The following is a 17,660-nucleotide window of genomic DNA, read 5'->3' as shown; positions in this document are numbered from 1 at the left end:
ACCCCAGGTCTTCCCTGGACCTTGCGAGGGGGCGCAAAATGGCGGCTGTTGCGGCCTTCGGGCCGCAGTGCATTTTTTGCGGGAAGCGCCCGCATCCCACCCCCTCCCGCGCCAGCCGCCTCTGCCGAAAGAAGTCCCCGTTGTCCGCCGCGCATTCCGTCCTGCAAGCCGTGTTCGGCTACGAACAATTCCGCGGTCCGCAGGAAGCCATCGTCTCGCACGTGGTCGCCGGCGGCGATGCGCTGGTGCTTATGCCCACGGGTGGCGGCAAGTCGCTGTGCTACCAGGTGCCGGCCATCGTGCGCCAGCAGCAGGGCCATGGCGTGGCGGTGGTGGTGTCGCCGCTGATCGCGCTCATGCACGACCAGGTCGGTGCGCTGCACGAGGCCGGCGTGAGCGCGGCCTACCTGAACTCCACGCTGTCCTATGACGAGACGCAGGAAGTCGAATGGCGCTTGCAAAGCGGCGACATCACCCTGTTGTATGCCGCGCCCGAGCGCCTGAACACGCCGCGCTTCCTGGGCCTGCTCGACGACCTGCATGCCCAGGGCAAGCTGTCGCTGTTCGCCATCGACGAGGCCCACTGCGTGAGCCAGTGGGGCCACGACTTCCGGCCCGAGTACCGCGCCCTGAGCGTGCTGCACGAGCGCTATGCGGGCGTGCCGCGCATCGCGCTCACGGCCACGGCCGATGCGCTGACGCGCGCCGACATCGTCGAGCGGCTGCAGCTGGAGAGCGCACGGCACTTCGTCAGCAGCTTCGACCGCCCCAACATCCGCTACCGCATCGCCGAGAAGAAGGATGTGGGCAACCAGCTGCTGCGCTTCATCGAGCGCGAGCACGAGGGCGAGGCCGGCGTGGTCTATTGCCAGTCGCGCAAGCGCGTGGAGGAACTGGCCCAGACGCTGAGCCAGGCCGGCGTGCCCGCCCTGCCCTACCACGCGGGCCTGCCCTTCGAGACGCGCCAGCTGCACCAGGACCGCTTCCTGCGCGAGGACGGCATCGTCATCGTCGCCACCATCGCCTTCGGCATGGGCATCAACAAGCCCGATGTGCGCTTCGTGGCCCATGTGGACATGCCCAAGAACATCGAGGGCTACTACCAGGAAACCGGCCGCGCGGGCCGCGACGGCCTGCCCGCCGATGCCTGGATGGCCTACGGCCTGTCCGACGTGGTCAACCAGCGCCGCATGATCGACGAAAGCCCGGCCGAGGACACCTTCAAGCAGGTCATGCGCGGCAAGCTCGATGCCCTGCTGGGCCTGGCCGAGGCCACGGACTGCCGCCGCGTGCGGCTGCTGGCCTACTTCGGCGAGCAGTACGGCCTGGGCGCACCGGGAGAAGACGCAGAGACGGACATTGAAGGCCGGCCGCTGCAGCGCGTGGCAAAGACCGCCTGCGGCAACTGCGACAACTGCATGGAGCCCCCGGCCCTGTGGGACGGCACGGACGCCGCGCGCAAGCTGCTGTCCACCATCTACCGCGTGCACGAGGCCAGCCAGCTGACCTTTGGCGCGGGCCACATCATGGACGTGCTGCGCGGCAAGGACACCGAGAAGGTGCGCCAGTACGGCCACGACAAGATCTCCACCTTCGGCCTGGGCAAGGACTACAGCGAGCCCCAGCTGCGCGGCGTGATGCGCCAGCTGCTGGCCACGGGCGCCCTGGGCCTGCACAAGATCACCAGCGAGAACAGCGGCCACAGCTTCGACACCCTGTGCCTGGCCGATGGCTCGCGCGACGTGCTGCGCGGCAATGTCCCCGTGCAGCTGCGCGAGGCCGTGGCCGCGCCGCGCACGCGCACCTCCAAGCGCGCCACCCAGCCCAACGCGGCCGCCGCCAGCCTGGGCCCCGATGCCCAGGTGCGCTTCATCAATCTCAAGGCCTGGCGCGCCGAGGTCGCGCGCGAGCACAACCTGCCGGCCTATGTGATCTTCCACGACGCCACGCTGGCGGCCATTGCCGAACGCAACCCGGCCTCGCTGGACGACCTGCAGGGCATCAGCGGCATGGGCGCCAAGAAGCTGGACGCCTATGGCGCCGAGGTGCTGCGGGTGGTGGCCACGGGTTGAGTGAGGTTCAGGGCGCCACCGTGATGCCGGCCGCTTGCGCACGGCGCGCAGGCCGCACGACGATCTCGACCTGCTGGTCCAGCGACACCAGCGCCTGCATCAGGCACTCCAGAGAGATGTTCTGCAGCTTGTAGCGCCGGACCTGGGAAATCTTGGGCTGCGTCATGCCCGTGATGCCTGCAGCCTCGGTCTGACTGAGCCCGCGCTTGTCCATCAGCTCGTTGAGCTTCATGGCCAGCACGGTTTTGGCTGACAGTTCCTGTGCGTCCTCGAAGCCCAGATCGACCAGCACATTGGCTGTTCCCTGCGAAGAATCCTGGCGATGCATCATGTTCTCCCGCCCGCTCCATAGCGGGCAGTACGGACTTCAATAGTCCCTAAGCAAAAAGAAGAGCCCGCATCAGCGGGCTCTCTTCATCACTGCGCCAGCACCCTGAACGTCAGCGTGTAGTTGTTGCCGTACTGCGGCGCGGCGGCGCCGGCGGGGGCGTCGGCGCGGTAGCGCACCAGAGCCAGGTAGATGCCGGACTTGGGCAGGGCGTAGGAGATGCGGCCCTCGCCATCGGTGGTCAGCACGTCCACGCTGTGCTGGCTGGCCAGGTCCATGGCCGAGCGGAAGATTTCCACCTTCTGCGCGGCCAGCGGCTTGCCGTCGTACTGCACGGTGAAGTCGAACTTCTCGCCCGCGAACAGGTCGACGGGGTGCGTGACGGGCACGATCTCCAGGCCCTTGCCTGAGGGCGCGAGCGCGGCCCGGCTGGGCTTGCCCACCGTGATGTAGGTCTCGGAGACCGACAGCGACTGGTAGTGGCTCAGCAGCCTGGCATCGGCCGGCGTGGGCGTGGCGGGATCACGCGCGGTCTCGACCTTGCCGTTGCGCTCCCACGAACGGAAGACGGCGCCCAGGCGCGGGCCGGTGCTGACGCGGTAGGTGCCCTTCTCGTCGGGCAGTTGGTGCTCGGCCACGGTGCGGGTCTTGAACTGGCGCACATCGGCCATGGGCGTGACCGAGCCGTCGGGCGCCATCACGGTGAAGCGCGTTTCGCCAAAAGCCACTTCGGGGATGAAGAACTTGTCGGCAAAGCTGGCATCCACGCTGATGACGGCCCGGGGCTGGGCCTCGAAGCTGGCGGGCAGCAGGTAGGGCGTATGGGCCTGGGCGGAGATGCACACGGCCGACAGCAGCGGCAGCCACCAGGCCGATCGCTTGGATGGGGTTTTGGCCATGTCCGCTCAGGGCTTCTTGACGTCGTTCTTGTCCACGACGCCATCGGCATTGACGTCGGCTTCCTTGAAGCTGCGTTCGGCGATGGCCATGTCTTCTTCCACGGTGTATTTGCCGTCGCGGTTCCTGTCCACGATGCCGAAGCGCACATGGGCCTGCTTCATGGACTGGGCATAGCGCTCGTCGGGCTGGCGGCCCGCGTATTGCTGCTTGAGGCGGGCCTCGAACTCGTCCACGTACTCCTTCTCGCTGAGCCAGCCGTCGCCATTGGTGTCGCCGGCCAGGAAGCGCTGCTTGCGCACGGTGTCGTACTCCTCGCGCGTGACCACGCCATCACGGTTGGCGTCGTAGCTGCCCATGAAGGCAGACTGGCCATGCCCGCCCGCAGGCTGGGCCGGGCCGCTGGCGGATGGTGCCGCGGGCGATGCGCAGGCGGTGAGCAGGGCCGCCAGGCCGGCAGCGGCCAGCATGCGGTGGGACAGAGAGAACTCGATCATGAAACGACTCCTGAAGTAGGCAGATACAGCGGCGGCTGCGATGGTGGTGGAGGCTTTCCGGCCGACACCGCCGCTGTAGGGAAGGCCGGCCGGCCCCTGGAGAAACTCCTCGGATCCGCGCCACGCGGCAAGTGAAGGTGGCGTGGGTGCAATGGCATGGTGCGCAGGGCGCTCAGAACGCAACGTTCATGGACACGGCGAAGGTGCGGCCCGGGTTGCTCAGCAGCTCGATGTCGCGGCGGTCGCGCGCCACGCCGGGCTGCAGGTTGCGGGTGCTGGAATAGTCCCAGTAGCGCTTGTCGCCCAGGTTGTAGATGCCGGCGTTCAGGCGCACGTTCCTTGCGACCTGCCAGTAGCCGGCCAGGTCGAAGATGGCATGGCCGGGCACGCGGAACAGCTCGGTGGTCGAGTCGGTCAGGCCGGTGCCCGCGTTCTGGTAGCTGTCGCGGTTGGTGGCCACGGCCTGCTTGCCCGCGACGAAGGTTCCGGTCAGGTTCAGGCCCCATTGCCGGGCCGGCGCGTCATAGCCCACGCCGACGATGGCCTTGCGCGGCAGCACGCTGTCCAGCGGCACATCCTTGTCGCCTGCGTAGTAGGACTTGGAGGTGCCGCGGCTGATGCCCAGCGCCCAGGTGGAGTACAGGCCCCTGGCTGCAGGCATCCACTGGCCGTGGTCCAGGCGCGCGCTGGCCTCGAATCCGTAGATCTTCGCGCTGTCGCGGTTCTCGGCCTGGTAGATGGTGCCGATGTGGGCGGGCACGTTGACGAACAGGTCGGGACGGCCCGCGCGCAGGTAGCGCGTGTAGGCGATGAAGTCGGAGTACCTGGTGTAGAAGACCGAGCTGTTGAAGGTCACGCCCGGCGTGGGCGAACCCTTGAGCCCGAAGTCGAGGGCATTGCTGCTTTCCTCCTTGAGGTTGGGATTGCCCACCAGCGCGTACTGGTTGCCGGCGTTGTAGTTGCTGGCCATGTTCCACGAGCCGAAGATCTCGCCGGCCGAGGGCGCGCGCCCGCTGCGCTTGAACTGGGCGTAGGCGCTGAACTTGGGCGTGAGGTCATAGACCAGGGCCAGGCTGGGGCTGAGGATGGTGTTGCCGCGCGTGCCGCCGTAGAGCTTCTGGACATCGGCGGCCGTGAGCACGCCCGAGACGAAGTTGTCCAGGTCGCGCGTCTTGAGCTCCACGCGGTCCACGCGCAGCGCGGGAATCAGGGCCAGGCGGCGGCCGCCGGCCTGGAAGCTGATCTCGTCCTGCAGGAAAGCGCCGTAGCGACGGGTGGTGGTGTCGGGCTGGGGCTTCATGTTGCCGGACACGGCCCAGGGGCGCTCCGTGTCCTGGGTCGAGGCGTTCACGCCAAAGCTCAGGCGGTGGCGCTCGATGCGCTTGTCGCCCGTGCTCGAGAAACCCCAGGTACGCGTCTCGTTGCCGGAGACGTTGTGCACCTTGGCGCCCGTGGCCAGCGTGGTGGTGTCGGTGACGTCGTTGGTGTCCGTGTTCTGGAAGTACAGCCGCGTGTCCAGCTGGTCCACCCAGGCGCCGGCAGGCGTCCACAGGTGCTGCAGCTGCAGCGTGTTGCGGCTGGTGTCGCTGTTCTGGCGCGAGCTTTCGGTGATGCTGGTGCTGGTGGCATCCCAGCCGTGGAAGGAGGTGTCGTTCTTGCGGCGGTACAGGTCGGCCGACAGCACCAGGCGCTGGGTGGGATCGATGCGCAGGCCGCCCTTGAGCAGCAGGGCGTTGGAGTTCCAGTCATCGGGATAGCTGTTGACGATGGCGCTGTGGTTGCGCGTCTCATGGCCGTCGCGGCGCGAATAGGCGATCAGGCCGTCGAGGTTGCCCGAGCGGCCTGCGGCCGTGAAGCTCTCGTTCCAGGAGCGGTCGGCCGTGTCGTGGCCGATCTTGCCGCCCAGGTAGGAGGTCTTGCCGCCCACCAGGTAGTCCTCGGGGGACTTGGTGCGAAAGCCCACCGCGCCGCCGATGCCGCCGGCCGCGCGCCGCGCCGTGGTGGTGCCGGAGTGGATGTCCACGCCCGAGAACATCTCGGGGTCGATGAAGTCACGGCCCACGCCGAAGGTGTTGGCACCGGCACGGCTCACATAGGGGCGCGTGGTGGCGTCGGGCATCTCGACGCCGTCCACATCCATGCCGATGCGGTTGCCCTCGATGCCGCGGATGTTGTAGCCCGTGGTTCCCGAGCGGTCGAAGCTGCTGCGGTTGCGGCTGGTGCCCGAGGCCGTGCCGGGCGCCGACACCAAGGGCTGGTAGCGCACCACGTCAGCCATGCTGCCGGCCTGCTCCAGCGCCGGTCCGCTGATGGTGGCCGATGCGCCGGGTGTGCGCTGCGCGGGCTCGGCCGTGTCGACCACGTCGACCTGGGGCAGGGCTTTCGCGGGCGCCTGGGCCATCAGCTGCGCCTGGTCGGCGGGTTCCTGGGCCTGGGCCCATGCGGCGGGCGAAGCCAGCCCGATGACGGCGGCCTGCACGGCCGCGGCCAGCAGGCTGCGATGCAAGGCCGGTGCGCGGGAGAGATGGAGGCAGGAGTTGCGGGAAAGGGGGTAAGAGGAGCAGGGTAAAGGAGAGGCAGCCATGGCGCGAATCAGGGAAAGAGGGTTGCTGGCTAGCTGCCGACCTGTCCGCGGAGCGCTCTTGCGAGACCATTGCTTCCCCCGTGTGTGATTCTTCCTGCTGGCTTTGCCCGATTCTCCCATCAATTGATAATGATTATCATTTGTTTTGTATCTTTTAAGTCACAGACACAATCTTCCTGCCCCGGCGCCTCCGCCCTCGCCGCTAGCGCCCCAACTCCTTGGCGCTGACACCCGCGATACCCCAGTTCTCCCGGGGCAGCTCGTGGATCCAGACGCGGATGTTCTCGCGCGGGGCGCCCACGGCCTCGTGCAGGGCCTCGGTGACTTTCTCGATCACGGCTTTCTTCTGGGCCTCGGTGCGGCCCTCGATCATGTGGATCTGTGCAAATGGCATGGCGTTCTCCGGTCGGTCGGCGGGTTCAATCGAGCTGGATGCCCAGCTTGCGGATCAGGGCGCCCCAGCGCTGGGTCTCGCTGCGCATGAAGTCGCCGAATTGCTGAGGGCTGCCGGCTTGCGGATCGGCGCCGATGTTCTCGAAGGCCTGCCGTGCCAAAGGCGTGGCCGAGCCCGTCTGCCAGGCCCCGGAGATCCGCTGGGCCAGTTCGCGCGGCAGGCGCGCGGGACCGATGAGGCCGAACCAGGTGACCACATCGAAGCCGGCAAACCCCTGCTCGGCCACGGTCGCCACCTGGGGCAAGGCGCGCGATCGGCGTGCCGAGGTCACGGCGATGACCTTCACCCGGCCCTCCCTGACATTGGGCAAGGTGGTGGTCAGCGAGCTCTCGAAGCTCAGCGGGATCGTGCCCGCCAGCAGGTCCTGGGCGATCTGGCTCGTTCCCTTGTAGGGCACATGGAGCATGGACACGCCCGCGATCGACTGGAAGTATTCGGCCGCCAGATGCGTGCTCGTGCCCAGGCCCGAGGTGCCATAGCTGAGTTTGCCGGGGTGGGCCTTGGCGTAGGCGATCAGGCCCGCGAGGTCATCGAACGGAGCGCCCGGGTGCGCCACGATGGCACAGGGCGTGTAGCCGGCCAGGGAGATGGGCGCCAGGTCGCGCTCCACCGAGTAGGGCAGCCGCGCATACAGCGATGGCGCAATGGCCAGACTGCTGATGGCCGACAGGCCGATGGTGTAGCCATCGGGCATGGCCTTGGCGACGGCATCCGTGCCGATGTTGCCGCCCGCGCCCGCCTTGTTCTCGACCACGATCTGCTGGCCCAGCCGTTCGCCCATCACCCGGGCCGCGGTGCGGCCGATGATGTCGGTGGGTCCCCCCGGCGGGAAGGGCACGATGAGCTTGACCGGGCGCACCGGCCATTCACCGGCCGCGCCGGACGCCGCCGCAGCCGGCGGCAGACCGGCACAGGCCAGGCCCGCGCCCAGCCCCGAGGACAGGAATTGTCTGCGTTGCATGGCGGGCACCCCTTCAGGCAAAGCGCAGCGAGACGCTGCCCAGGTGCTGCACGCGCAGCGTGACATGGTCGCCGGCCTGCACGGCCACGGCCTCGGTGATGCCGCCGGACAGCACCAGGCTGCCGGCCGGCAGGCTCTGGCCGCGCCGGCCCAGGTGGTTGACCAGCATGGCCACGGCGGCGGCCGGATGGCCGAGCACGGCGGCGCCCGCGCCCAGGGCCACGGGCTGGCCGTTCTTCTCCAGCACCACGCCCAGGGTGCGCAGGTCCAGGTCACGCACGGCGGCGCCCCGTCCGCCGACCGCGAAGCGCGCGGCCGAGGTGTTGTCGGCCACCACGCTCTTGAGGTCGAATCGGAAATCGCGGTAGCGGCTGTCGATGACCTCGATGCCGGGCAGCACCAGATCGCAGGCGGCCAGCACGCTGCCCACATGGCAGCCCGGTCCGCGCAGCTCGCTGCGCGTGACGAAGGCGATCTCGGGCTCGACCTTGGGGTGGATCAGCGAGGCCACGGGGATCTCGCTGCCTTCGGCCACGCTGTATTCATCGACCAGGAAGCCGAAGACCGGATCGCTCACGCCCATCTGGCGCATCTTGGCGTGCGAGGTCAGGCCGGCCTTGTAGCCGATGACGCGCGCGCCGCGCCCGATCTTGCGGGCCAGGATGCGGTCCTGGATGGCGTAGGCGTCGTCCCAGCCCATGCCCGGGTATTCGTCGGTGATCTTGGGCGTGTCGCGCGCCTGCTGCTGGCAGGTTTCCAGGTGCTCGGCGAGCGCGGCGATGGTGTGTTCGTCAAGTGCCATGCTGGCTCTCCTCGTCAGGCCGCGCGGGCCAGGGGTTGCGCGGCCAGCAGGCCGCGTTCGCGCGCCATGGTCAGCGCGGTGTCCTCGATCATGTCTTCCTGGCCGCCCACCATGCCGCGCCGACCCAGTTCCACGAGCAGCTCGCGCGCGGGCACGCCGTACTTCTTCTCGGCGCGCTTGGCGAACAGCAGGAAGCTGCCGTACACGCCCGCATAGCCCAGCGTGAGCGCGTCACGGTCCACGCGGATGGGGAAGTCCATCAGCGGCACGACCAGGTCCTCGGCCACGTCCTGGATCTTCCAGACATCGACGCCGGTCTCGATTCCCATGCGGTCGCAGACGGCCACCAGCACCTCCATGGGCGTGTTGCCCGCGCCGGCGCCAAGGCCGGCGGCCGCCGCGTCGATGCGGTTGGCGCCCGCCTCGACGGCGGCGATGGAGTTGGCCACGCCCATGGCCAGGTTGTGGTGGCCGTGAAAGCCCAGCTCGGTCTCGGGCCGCAGCGCATCGCGCACGGCGGCGATGCGCTCGCGCACCTGTTCGGGCAGCAGGTAGCCGGCCGAGTCGGTGACGTAGACGCAGTGGGCACCATAGCTTTCCATCAGCCGCGCCTGCGCCACCAGGCCTTCGGCGCTGTTCATGTGGGCCATCATCAGAAAGCCCACGGTGTCCATGCCCAGGGCGCGCGCCTTGGCGATGTGCTGCTCGCTGACGTCGGCCTCGGTGCAGTGCGTGGCCACGCGCAGCGTGGACACGCCCAGGCCGTGGGCCATCAGCAGGTGGTCCACGGTGCCGATGCCGGGCAACAGCAGCGCGGAGACCCTGGCCTGCTTCATCAGCGGGATGACGGCGCCCAGGTACTCCTCGTCGCTGTGCGCGGGAAAGCCGTAGTTGACCGAGGCGCCGCCCAGGCCGTCGCCGTGCGTGACCTCGATCAGCGGCACGCCGGCCGCGTCCAGGCCCTGGGCCACGCTCTTCATCTGCTCCAGCGTCATCAGGTGGCGCTTGGGGTGCATGCCGTCGCGCAGCGTCATGTCGTGGACGGTGATCCTGCGGCCCTGGAGGCCGCGCGCGCCCGTCGTCTTGTCTGTCGTCTTGTCTGTGGTCATGGGGGTTGTCTCCTTCAGGCGGCCACGGCCTGGAGTTGCAGGTGGCCGGCCAGCATTTCCTCGGCGAACATCTCGGCCGTGCGCGCGGCGGCGGCGGTCATGATGTCCAGGTTGCCCGCGTACCTGGGCAGGTAGTCGCCCAGGCCCTCGACTTCGAGGAAGACCGAGACGCGCCGGCCATCGAACACCGGCCCGTTGACCAGGCGGTAGCCGGGTACGTACTTGCGCACCTCGGCCAGCATGTCGTGGATGGAGGCGGTGATGGCCGCCTGGTCGGGCTCCTCCTCGGTCAGGCAGTGCACGGTGTCGCGCATGATCAGTGGCGGGTCGGCGGGGTTGATGACGATGATGGCCTTGCCCTTGCCGGCGCCGCCCACCTGCTCCACGGCAGCGGCCGTGGTGCGCGTGAACTCGTCGATGTTGCGCCGCGTGCCCGGCCCCACCGAGCGGCTGGACACGGTGGCGACGATCTCGCCATAGGCTACGGCCTGCACGCGGCTGACCGCCGCGACCATGGGGATGGTGGCCTGGCCGCCGCAGGTGACCATGTTGACGTTCATCGCACGCCCGCCCAGGTGCTGGCCCAGGTTGACGGGTGGCACGCAGAACGGGCCGATGGCCGCGGGCGTGAGATCGATCATCAGCGCGCCCTGTTCGTTGACCTTGCGCGAGTTCTCGGCATGCACGTAGGCGCTGGTGGCATCGAAGACGATCTGCACGCCGTCGGCGCGCATGTGCGGCACCAGGCCGTCCACGCCGTCGGCCGTGGTCTTCAGGCCCATCTCGCGCGCACGCTGCAGGCCGTCGGAGGCCGGGTCTATGCCCACCATCCACACGGGCTCCAGCACCGCGCTGCGCTGCAGCTTGGCCAGCAGGTCGGTGCCGATGTTGCCGGGCCCGATCAGGGCGCAGCGGATCTTGTTCCGGTTCATGGGAGTTCTCCTTGTTCTTCAGATGAAGCGGACCGAGCAGCCGCCGATGCCGCCGATGGTCACGCGCAGGTCGTCGCCGGCCTGTACCGGCACCATGGCCGCCAGCGAGCCCGAGAGCACGACCTCGCCCGCCTCCAGCGCAATGCCCAGGGCGCCCAGCGTGTTGGCCAGCCAGGCCACGGCATTGGCCGGATGGCCCAGGGCGGCGGCGCCCGCGCCCGTGGCGACGATCTCGCCGTTCTTCTCCAGCACCATGCCGCAGGTGGCCAGGTCCACGTCGCGCGGATCGACCAGGCGGTCGCCGAGCACGAAGACGCCGCAGCTGGCGTTGTCGGCCACGGTGTCCTCGATGCGGATCTTCCAGTCGCGTATGCGCGAATCGACGATCTCGAAACAGGCCATCACGCCTTCGGTGGCGGCCAGCACGTCGGCGGCGGTGACGCCCGGGCCCTTGAGCGCGCGCTTGAGCACGAAGGCGATCTCGCCCTCGGCCTTGGGCTGGATCAGCGTGGCGGCGGGCACGGCCTGGCCCTCGTTGAAGACCATGCCGTCGGTGAGCCAGCCGAAGTCGGGCTGGAACACGCCCAACATGTCCATCACGGCTTTGGAGGTCACGCCGATCTTCTTGCCCACCACGCGCTCGCCCGCCGTCAGGCGCCGCGCCAGCATGCGCTGCTGGATGGCGTAGGCGTCGGCGATGGTGATCTCGGGATGGCGCTCGCTCAGTGGAGCGATGGCGCGGCGTTCGTGCAGGGCGGCGTAAAGCTCGTCGCCCAGGGTGTGTTGCAGTTCGGGTTTCATGGGGTCACCGTGCAAGGGCAAGGGGTTCATCGGGCCGGGCCTCGGCCAGGAAGTCGCCGACCAGCCGCGCGAAGCGCGCGGCATGCTCGATCTGCGTCCAGTGGCCGCAGCGGCCGTAGACATGCAGCTGGGCGCGCGGAATCCAGTCGGCCAGCGTGTGGGCATTGGCCAGCGGAATCACGCGGTCCTCCCGGCCATGGATGACCAGGGTTTCATGGGGCAGGCGGCGGATGTCGTCCTCGCGGCTGGCCAGCGCATCGACCCAGCGCTGGCGTGGCGCGGGGAACATGGCCGCATAGGACTCCTGCACGCCCGGCCGGATGCTGGCGGCATGGCGCAGGCGCGCGAGTTCGTCGTTCACCAGACCCCGGTCGAAGGCGAAGATGTCCAGCAGCCCGCGCATGGCCTCCAGCGAGGGCTGGTATCCCCAGACCGCATCCAGCCCCGGCGTGAGGGCGAAGGGCAGGCCCGCGCTGCCCATCAGCACCAGGCGCCGCACGCGGGCCGGATGGCGTATCGCCAGCGCCAGAGCCAGGGCACCACCGAAGGAGTTGCCCACGAGGTCGGCGCGCTCGATCTGCAAGGCATCGAGCAGGCCCACGGCCTGGTCCACCCAGGCCTGCATGCCAAAGGCTCCGCCCGCCGGCCGTGCGCTGTAGCCGAAGCCCGCCATGTCCGGCGCGACCACGCGTGCGTTGCCGGCCAGCGCAGGCATCACCAGCCGCCAGTTGGCCCAGGCCGAGACGCCCGGACCCGAGCCATGGATCAGCAGCACCGGATCGCCCTGGCCATGGTCGTGGTAGTTGGTGCGCAGGCCATCCACCTCGATGCAGCGGCCGAGTTCGGGGTTTTCAGAGCTTGACGCAGACATTCTTCAGCTCCGTGTAGAACTCCAGCGAATGCACGCCGCCTTCGCGGCCTATGCCCGACTGCTTGGCGCCGCCGAAGGGCGTGCGCAGGTCGCGCAGGAACCAGCTGTTGACCCAGCAGATGCCCACCTGCATGCGGGCGGCGACGCGGTGGGCGCGCGCCAGGTCGCGTGTCCAGACGGCGCAGGCCAGTCCGTAGTCGTTGTCGTTGGCCAGGGCCAGCACCTCGTCCTCGCGGTCGAAGGCGGCGATATGGCAGCAGGGGCCGAAGATCTCCTCCTTGATGACGCGCGCCGTCTCGGGCAGGCCGGTCCAGATCGTGGGCTGCACCCAGGCACCGCCCGCCAGGCGCGCGCCCATGTCGGGCACGCCGCCGCCGGTGACCACGGTGGCGCCCTCCTGCCTGGCCAGCGCGTAGTACGACAGCACCTTGTCCTGGTGTTCGCGGCTGATCAGCGGGCCCAGCTTCGTGTCCGCGTCCTCGGGCAGGCCGATCTTCCAGCCCTCGACCTGGCGCTTGAGCTCGGCCACGAAGCGCTCGAACAGGGGACGTTCCACATAGATGCGCTCCGTGCCCAGGCAGACCTGGCCGCTGTTGACGAAGGCCGAGCGCAGCGTGCCCTCGATGGCCGCGTCGAAGTCGCAGTCGGCGAAGACGATGGCCGCGTTCTTGCCGCCCATCTCCAGGCTCACGGGGCGCGCGCCCTTGGCGGCGGCGCGCATGATGGCCTCGCCCGTGCGCGTCTCGCCCGTGAAGGTGATGGCGTCGACACCGGGGTGCGTGGTCATGAACTCGCCGGCCGAATCGGGGCCGAAGCCATGGACCACGTTGTAGACGCCGGGCGGGATGCCGGCCTCGTTCATGACCTCGCCCAGCAGGGCGGCCGTCTGCGGAGACTCCTCCGAGGGCTTGACCACCACGGTGTTGCCGCAGGCCAGCGCCGGGCCGACCTTCCAGGTCATGAGCAGCAGCGGCAGGTTCCAGGGACAGATCACGCCGACCACGCCCACGGGGCCGCGCTGGCCGTAGTTGATGGCACCGCGCCCGTCGGGCGTGGCCATCTCGAAGAACTCGGTGGGCACGTTCTTGACCACGTCGGCGAAGATCTTGAAGTTGGCCGCACCGCGCGGGATGTCGATGTGGCTGGCCACGCTGCGCGGCTTGCCCGTGTCCGCGCATTCGGCGGCCAGGAACTCCTCGAAGCGGCGGTTGATGCCGTCGGCCACGGCGTGCAGCCTCTGCACGCGCTCGTCCACGCCCATGCGGCCCCAGGGCCCTTGCAGCGCGGCGCGCGCGGCGGCCACGGCGGCATCGACCTGGGCGCGGTCGGCCTCGTGGACCTGGGCGATGGCCTCGCCCGTGAGTGGCGAATGCTTGTCGAAGCGGCGCGCCGATTCGGCGTAGGCGCCATTGATGAAGTTGCGTATCTGTTTCATGGTGATCCGTTGCAGTCGTCGTTGTGTGTCAGGCGTCCAGGCCCAGGGCCCGCAGGCCGGCGTGCGCGATGGCCTCGTCCTGGGCCTCGCTGCCGCCGGACACGCCGATGCCGCCCAGGCGCGCCCCCGAGGCCACGATGGGCAGGCCGCCGCCGAAGGCCACGAAGCGCGGGCGCAGCACCAGGCCCTGGCGCACGGCCTCGGAGTGCGAGGCCAGGGCCTGGGTCCAGTCGCCCGTGGCCAGGCCGAAGCTGGCGGCCGTGTAGGCCTTGTCGGTGGCGATGTCCATGGAGTGCAGCGGCGCGCCGGCCATGCGCGCGAAGGCCACGGTCAGGCCACCCGCATCGACCACGGCCACGTTGGCGCGCACGCCCAGCTCGGTGGCATGCTGCACGGCGGCCTGCGTGGCGCGCAGGGCGGCGGGCGCGTCGATGACGGGCTGGAGCGCGGCCAGGGCGGCGATCGTGGCGGCCTGCGGGGCCTGGGAAATCTCCCGGGTCTGGGTCATGCGCGCCTCCATCAGAAGGCCTTGACCAGGGTCAGGCGCAGCAGTGAACCCTTGGGCAGGGCGCCCGTGCCGGCCTCGGCGCGCACCTCCTTGTAGAAGGCGCCCTTGAGGAACAGGCCCGCGCCCGGCACCGGATAGACCAGCTCGGCCCCCAGCGCGTGGCGCGAGGCGCGGTCGGTGCTCGCGCCCGGGCCGCTGTCATCGCTGAACTGCCACTGGCTGTAGCCCACCAGGCCCACCTGCCAGGCGCCGAAGGACCGGCCCAGGCCCCATTCCAGCGTGGCCTGGTTGCCGGGGCGCATGCCGGCCGCGTTGCGGCCGTTGCGCTCCAGGCGCAGCAGGGCCGATCCCGAGACGGTCCTGGCGCCATCGAAGTAGTACGTCAGCCCGCCCGTGAGCATGGTGCTCTTGAAGCCCTTGCCCGGCGAGGCCGGATGGCCCGTGCCGGCAGAGTCCAGCCAGACGCCGGCGGCCGCCACCGCATCCCACTGCGGGCCATGCCAGCCCAGCACCAGTGGCCCCAGGTAGACGTCACCGACGCCCGAGCGCGTGTCCGAGATGCCGGCCGCGTTCACCGTGAGCGAGGTGCGCATCACGGGCACGATGGCCTCCATGCCGTAGTCGGCCCCCAGCAGCTTTCGTCCGGTGATCCAGACGAAGCGGTTGGCCAGCGCCGTGACCGTGCCCCGGTTGTGCCCGGGCAGGTTGCTGCTGGTGCCGGGCGCGCGGAAGTCGTCCATCTGGTAGTTGACGAGGTAGCCCAGGTAGTAGGCGCCGGGCGGCGGCACGCTGGCGCCCTGCAGGCCTTCCACGCCGGGCACGTAATGGCCTTCGGCCCGGGCCGCCGGGGCGGCGAGTGCGCCGAGCGCGGCCAGCAGCGACAGCAGGGCCGGCGCGGTGTGTCCCATGTTCTTGTTCATCGGGGGCTCTCCGGTGCGCGGGCTCAGGTGTAGACCTCGGTGAACGAGGGCACGAGATCGCCGGTGTGATAGAAGATGCCGCTGCCCAGCTGGTCCTCGGTCCAGGTGGTCACGGGCCGGTCGCGCTGGGCCAGGTAGCCCAGGCCTGCGAAGGTCTCGTTGCGGTTGCCGCTGGGGTCGAAGAAATAGATGGTCTCGCCGCGCGTGATGCCGTGGCGCGTGGGCGCCACGTCGATGCGCACCTTGTTCTTGGCCATCACGTCGGCCGACTTGAGCACGTCGTGCCAGGAGTCCAGGAAGTAGGCGATGTGATGCAGCCCGCTGCGCGCGCCGCCCACGAAGGCGATGTCGTGCGGCGTGGTGGTGCAGGCCATCCAGGTGGCGGCCTGCACGGCGCCACCGGGACCGGCCACGACCTGTTCGGTCAGGAAGAAATCCAGGCACTCACGCATGAAGCGGGTGTTTTGCTCCACGGTGTTGATGCCGGCCTCGGGGTTGAGCTCGCACATCAGCAGGGCGTGGTCCAGCCAGTGCGCGCCCGCGCCGCGGATGTCGTCGGGCCAGGGGTCGGGGTTGGTCGATCCCACGTCCGTGCCCACGCATTCCTTCATGGCATACAGGCGCATCTCGTGGCCGCTGGGCAGGTGGAACTTCAGCATGCGCCCCGTGGCGGGCAGGCTGCCCTCGGCCAGCATCTCGGTCTTCACGCCCCAGGCCTCGATGCGCTGGCGCAGGCTGTCCAGGTCCTCGTCCCGCTCGACCTTGTAGGCCAGGTGGTTGAGCCCGGCCTGGTCCGAGGGCGTGAGGATCAGCGAGTACTTGTCCCACTCGTCCCAGCACTTGAGATAGAGGTTGCCGGTCTTGTCCTGCATCACGGTCTTCAGGCCCAGCACCTTCTCGTAGTGGTGCACGGCGGCGGCCATGTCCATCACCTTCAGGCTTGCGTGGCCTATGCGTAGTACGCCCATGTCATGTCTCCTTGGTTGCTTGTGTCGTGGTGAAAGAGGCGGGCGCTGCACCGGCGTCCGCCCGGGGTGGGGAAATCGTTGGGCAGGCAGGTCTGGCAAAGGGCTTGGCCAGCCGCTCGCAGATCTGCAGGCGCACGGCGGCCACGGGTGCGGCGCGGCAGGCCAGCGTGTAGCCCTGCTGCTCTTCCTCGGCGCTCACGTGGGCGCGGCTGACGGGGCCCAGGGCGCGCACGCCGCCCTCGACGATGCGCACCTTGCACACGCCGCAGCCGCCGTTGACGCAGCCCACGGGAATGCCTTTTCGGCCCAGGCGCAACATGCCCCTGAGCAGGCTTTCATCGAGGGCGCAGGCATAGCGCTCGGCGGTCTGCTCGACCTGCACGTCCACGGTGGCACGGGGGCTGATCCACATGGCGCTCTCCGTTCAGACGCGCTTGAACAGCGGGCTGCGCGCGCCCTGGGCATCGGCAGCCGAGAGGAATTTCTCGGTGTAGATGTCGCGTTCGAACAGCCGGCCCTGCATCAGCGTGGCGATGCAGGCCTCGACCATGGGCGGCGGCCCGCACAGATAGGCCTTGCTGCCCGCGAAGTTGCCGCCGAAGTGGGCCTGCGCGGCCTCATGCACGAAGCCCAGGGCGCCGCGCCAGTCCGTGCCGGCATCGGCCGCCCCGCCCGAGATGGCGGGGACGTAGGTGAACTGCGGATGGCGCTCGGCCAGCGCGCGGAATTCCTCGTCGTAGTACAGCTCGGCGCGGCTGCGCTGGCCGTAGACCAGGGTGATGGGCTGCTCGCAGCCGCGCTCCAGCAGCTCCTGGATCATGGCGCGCGGGCTGGACAGGCCAGAGCCGCCGGCCATGAAGACCAGGGGCTGGCGCGCCGAGTGGCGCACGAAGAAACGCCCGTAGGGGCCGGCCAGCTGCAGCCGCTCGCCCTCCTGCAGCGATGCATGCAGCCAGGTGGTGCCGGCACCGCCGGGCACATGGCGCACGTTGATCTCGATGTCCCGGGCCGTGCCGTCGGCGCCGGATGGCGCGTTGGCGATGGAGAAGGCGCGCGGCGCGTCCAGGCCCGGAATGCGGACCTGCACGTACTGCCCTGCCTGGTAGGCGATGGGCGTGTCCAGCCGCAGGTGGATGGCCTTGATGGTGGGCGTCAGCTGCACGGTGCGCAGCACGGTGGCGCCGAAGTCGCGCACGGGGATGACGCGGGCGTCGGGCTCGTCCTCGATGTCGGCCTCGATGGTGGCGTCGGACTGCAGCGTGGCGCAGCAGGCCAGGGTCATGCCGTCGTCGCGCTCCATGTCCATCAGCGCGAAGGGGTTGGCCGCGCCATGGTCCACCTCGCCCTCGCAGACCTGGACCTTGCAGGTGCCGCACAGGCCGTGGCCGCAGGCATGGGGGATGTAGATGCCCTGCCGCAGCGCGGCATCGAGCAGGGTCTGGCCGTCCTCCACCTCGATGGTGGCGCCCAGGGGTTGCAGCGTCAGTTGGTAGCTCATGGTCGTGGGGCCGGCAGGCGCGC

Annotated in this window: 18 protein-coding genes; 1 reads left to right on the top strand and 17 read right to left on the bottom strand. The window is 69.4% G+C overall.

Annotation, left to right across the window (positions count from 1 at the left end; translation table 11 throughout):
- Positions 1–140: 140 nt before the first annotated feature.
- Positions 141–2,072 carry a RecQ family ATP-dependent DNA helicase gene (locus tag ACFPFG_RS19045; protein ID WP_183017531.1) on the top strand — a complete coding sequence of 644 codons (1,932 nt, stop codon included), beginning with the start codon at positions 141–143 and terminating at the stop codon, positions 2,070–2,072.
- Between the two features lie 7 nt (positions 2,073–2,079).
- On the opposite strand, the gene ACFPFG_RS19040 is transcribed toward ACFPFG_RS19045, so the two are convergent.
- The 17 genes from ACFPFG_RS19040 to ACFPFG_RS18960 all read right to left on the bottom strand — a co-directional run bounded on the left by ACFPFG_RS19040 (position 2,080) and on the right by ACFPFG_RS18960 (position 17,637).
- A complete protein-coding gene (locus ACFPFG_RS19040; protein WP_380110296.1) occupies positions 2,080–2,400 on the bottom strand; it encodes a helix-turn-helix domain-containing protein in 321 nt (106 codons plus the stop codon).
- Positions 2,401–2,489: 89 nt separating this feature from the next.
- Positions 2,490–3,299, bottom strand: coding sequence for a DUF4198 domain-containing protein (locus tag ACFPFG_RS19035; RefSeq protein WP_380107825.1), 810 nt, complete (start codon positions 3,297–3,299; stop codon positions 2,490–2,492).
- 6 nt (positions 3,300–3,305) lie between these two features.
- Positions 3,306–3,794 carry an EF-hand domain-containing protein gene (locus tag ACFPFG_RS19030; RefSeq protein WP_183017529.1) on the bottom strand — a complete coding sequence of 163 codons (489 nt, stop codon included), beginning with the start codon at positions 3,792–3,794 and terminating at the stop codon, positions 3,306–3,308.
- Between the two features lie 172 nt (positions 3,795–3,966).
- The gene (locus ACFPFG_RS19025; protein ID WP_380107823.1) at positions 3,967–6,300 is read right to left on the bottom strand and encodes a TonB-dependent hemoglobin/transferrin/lactoferrin family receptor; all 2,334 of its coding nucleotides are present in this window, start codon (positions 6,298–6,300) and stop codon (positions 3,967–3,969) included.
- Positions 6,301–6,580: 280 nt separating this feature from the next.
- Positions 6,581–6,772 (bottom strand): 2-hydroxymuconate tautomerase, encoded by a 192-nt coding sequence (locus ACFPFG_RS19020; RefSeq protein WP_183017527.1) that lies wholly within the window; start codon positions 6,770–6,772, stop codon positions 6,581–6,583.
- A 25-nt stretch (positions 6,773–6,797) separates the two neighbouring features.
- Positions 6,798–7,793 (bottom strand): Bug family tripartite tricarboxylate transporter substrate binding protein, encoded by a 996-nt coding sequence (locus ACFPFG_RS19015; protein WP_312373475.1) that lies wholly within the window; start codon positions 7,791–7,793, stop codon positions 6,798–6,800.
- A 13-nt stretch (positions 7,794–7,806) separates the two neighbouring features.
- Positions 7,807–8,595 (bottom strand): 2-oxo-3-hexenedioate decarboxylase, encoded by a 789-nt coding sequence (gene dmpH, locus ACFPFG_RS19010; protein WP_183017525.1) that lies wholly within the window; start codon positions 8,593–8,595, stop codon positions 7,807–7,809.
- Between the two features lie 14 nt (positions 8,596–8,609).
- Complete coding sequence (gene dmpG / locus ACFPFG_RS19005; RefSeq protein ID WP_183017524.1) at positions 8,610–9,704, bottom strand: 4-hydroxy-2-oxovalerate aldolase; 1,095 nt, start codon at positions 9,702–9,704, stop codon at positions 8,610–8,612.
- Positions 9,705–9,718: 14 nt separating this feature from the next.
- Entirely contained in the window at positions 9,719–10,636 is a 918-nt protein-coding gene (locus tag ACFPFG_RS19000) for an acetaldehyde dehydrogenase (acetylating) (RefSeq protein WP_183017523.1), read from the bottom strand.
- Between the two features lie 18 nt (positions 10,637–10,654).
- Positions 10,655–11,437: a 2-oxopent-4-enoate hydratase gene (dmpE, locus tag ACFPFG_RS18995; RefSeq protein ID WP_183017522.1), complete on the bottom strand. Its 783-nt coding sequence runs from the start codon at positions 11,435–11,437 to the stop codon at positions 10,655–10,657.
- Positions 11,438–11,441: 4 nt separating this feature from the next.
- A complete protein-coding gene (locus tag ACFPFG_RS18990; protein WP_197954325.1) occupies positions 11,442–12,308 on the bottom strand; it encodes an alpha/beta fold hydrolase in 867 nt (288 codons plus the stop codon).
- Positions 12,289–13,743 carry a 2-hydroxymuconic semialdehyde dehydrogenase gene (locus ACFPFG_RS18985; protein ID WP_183017520.1) on the bottom strand — a complete coding sequence of 485 codons (1,455 nt, stop codon included), beginning with the start codon at positions 13,741–13,743 and terminating at the stop codon, positions 12,289–12,291. The genes ACFPFG_RS18990 and ACFPFG_RS18985 overlap by 20 nt, the downstream gene beginning before the upstream one ends.
- 28 nt (positions 13,744–13,771) lie before the next feature.
- Positions 13,772–14,251 (bottom strand): GlcG/HbpS family heme-binding protein, encoded by a 480-nt coding sequence (locus tag ACFPFG_RS18980; protein ID WP_183017519.1) that lies wholly within the window; start codon positions 14,249–14,251, stop codon positions 13,772–13,774.
- Positions 14,252–14,262: 11 nt separating this feature from the next.
- Positions 14,263–15,171 (bottom strand): SphA family protein, encoded by a 909-nt coding sequence (locus ACFPFG_RS18975; RefSeq protein WP_232245686.1) that lies wholly within the window; start codon positions 15,169–15,171, stop codon positions 14,263–14,265.
- 23 nt (positions 15,172–15,194) lie between these two features.
- Positions 15,195–16,139: a catechol 2,3-dioxygenase gene (locus ACFPFG_RS18970; protein ID WP_183017518.1), complete on the bottom strand. Its 945-nt coding sequence runs from the start codon at positions 16,137–16,139 to the stop codon at positions 15,195–15,197.
- Position 16,140: 1 nt separating this feature from the next.
- Complete coding sequence (locus ACFPFG_RS18965; RefSeq protein WP_183017517.1) at positions 16,141–16,551, bottom strand: 2Fe-2S iron-sulfur cluster binding domain-containing protein; 411 nt, start codon at positions 16,549–16,551, stop codon at positions 16,141–16,143.
- A gap of 12 nt (positions 16,552–16,563) precedes the next feature.
- Positions 16,564–17,637 (bottom strand): NADH:ubiquinone reductase (Na(+)-transporting) subunit F, encoded by a 1,074-nt coding sequence (locus tag ACFPFG_RS18960; RefSeq protein ID WP_183017516.1) that lies wholly within the window; start codon positions 17,635–17,637, stop codon positions 16,564–16,566.
- Between the last annotated feature and the right edge of the window lie 23 nt (positions 17,638–17,660).

This window comes from Delftia deserti (genome assembly GCF_042653485.1).
Taxonomy (GTDB): Bacteria; Pseudomonadota; Gammaproteobacteria; order Burkholderiales; family Burkholderiaceae_C; genus Comamonas; species Comamonas acidovorans.
The sequence above is the reverse complement of the archived record's forward strand: the minus strand, read 5'-3'. Positions and strand labels throughout refer to the sequence as shown.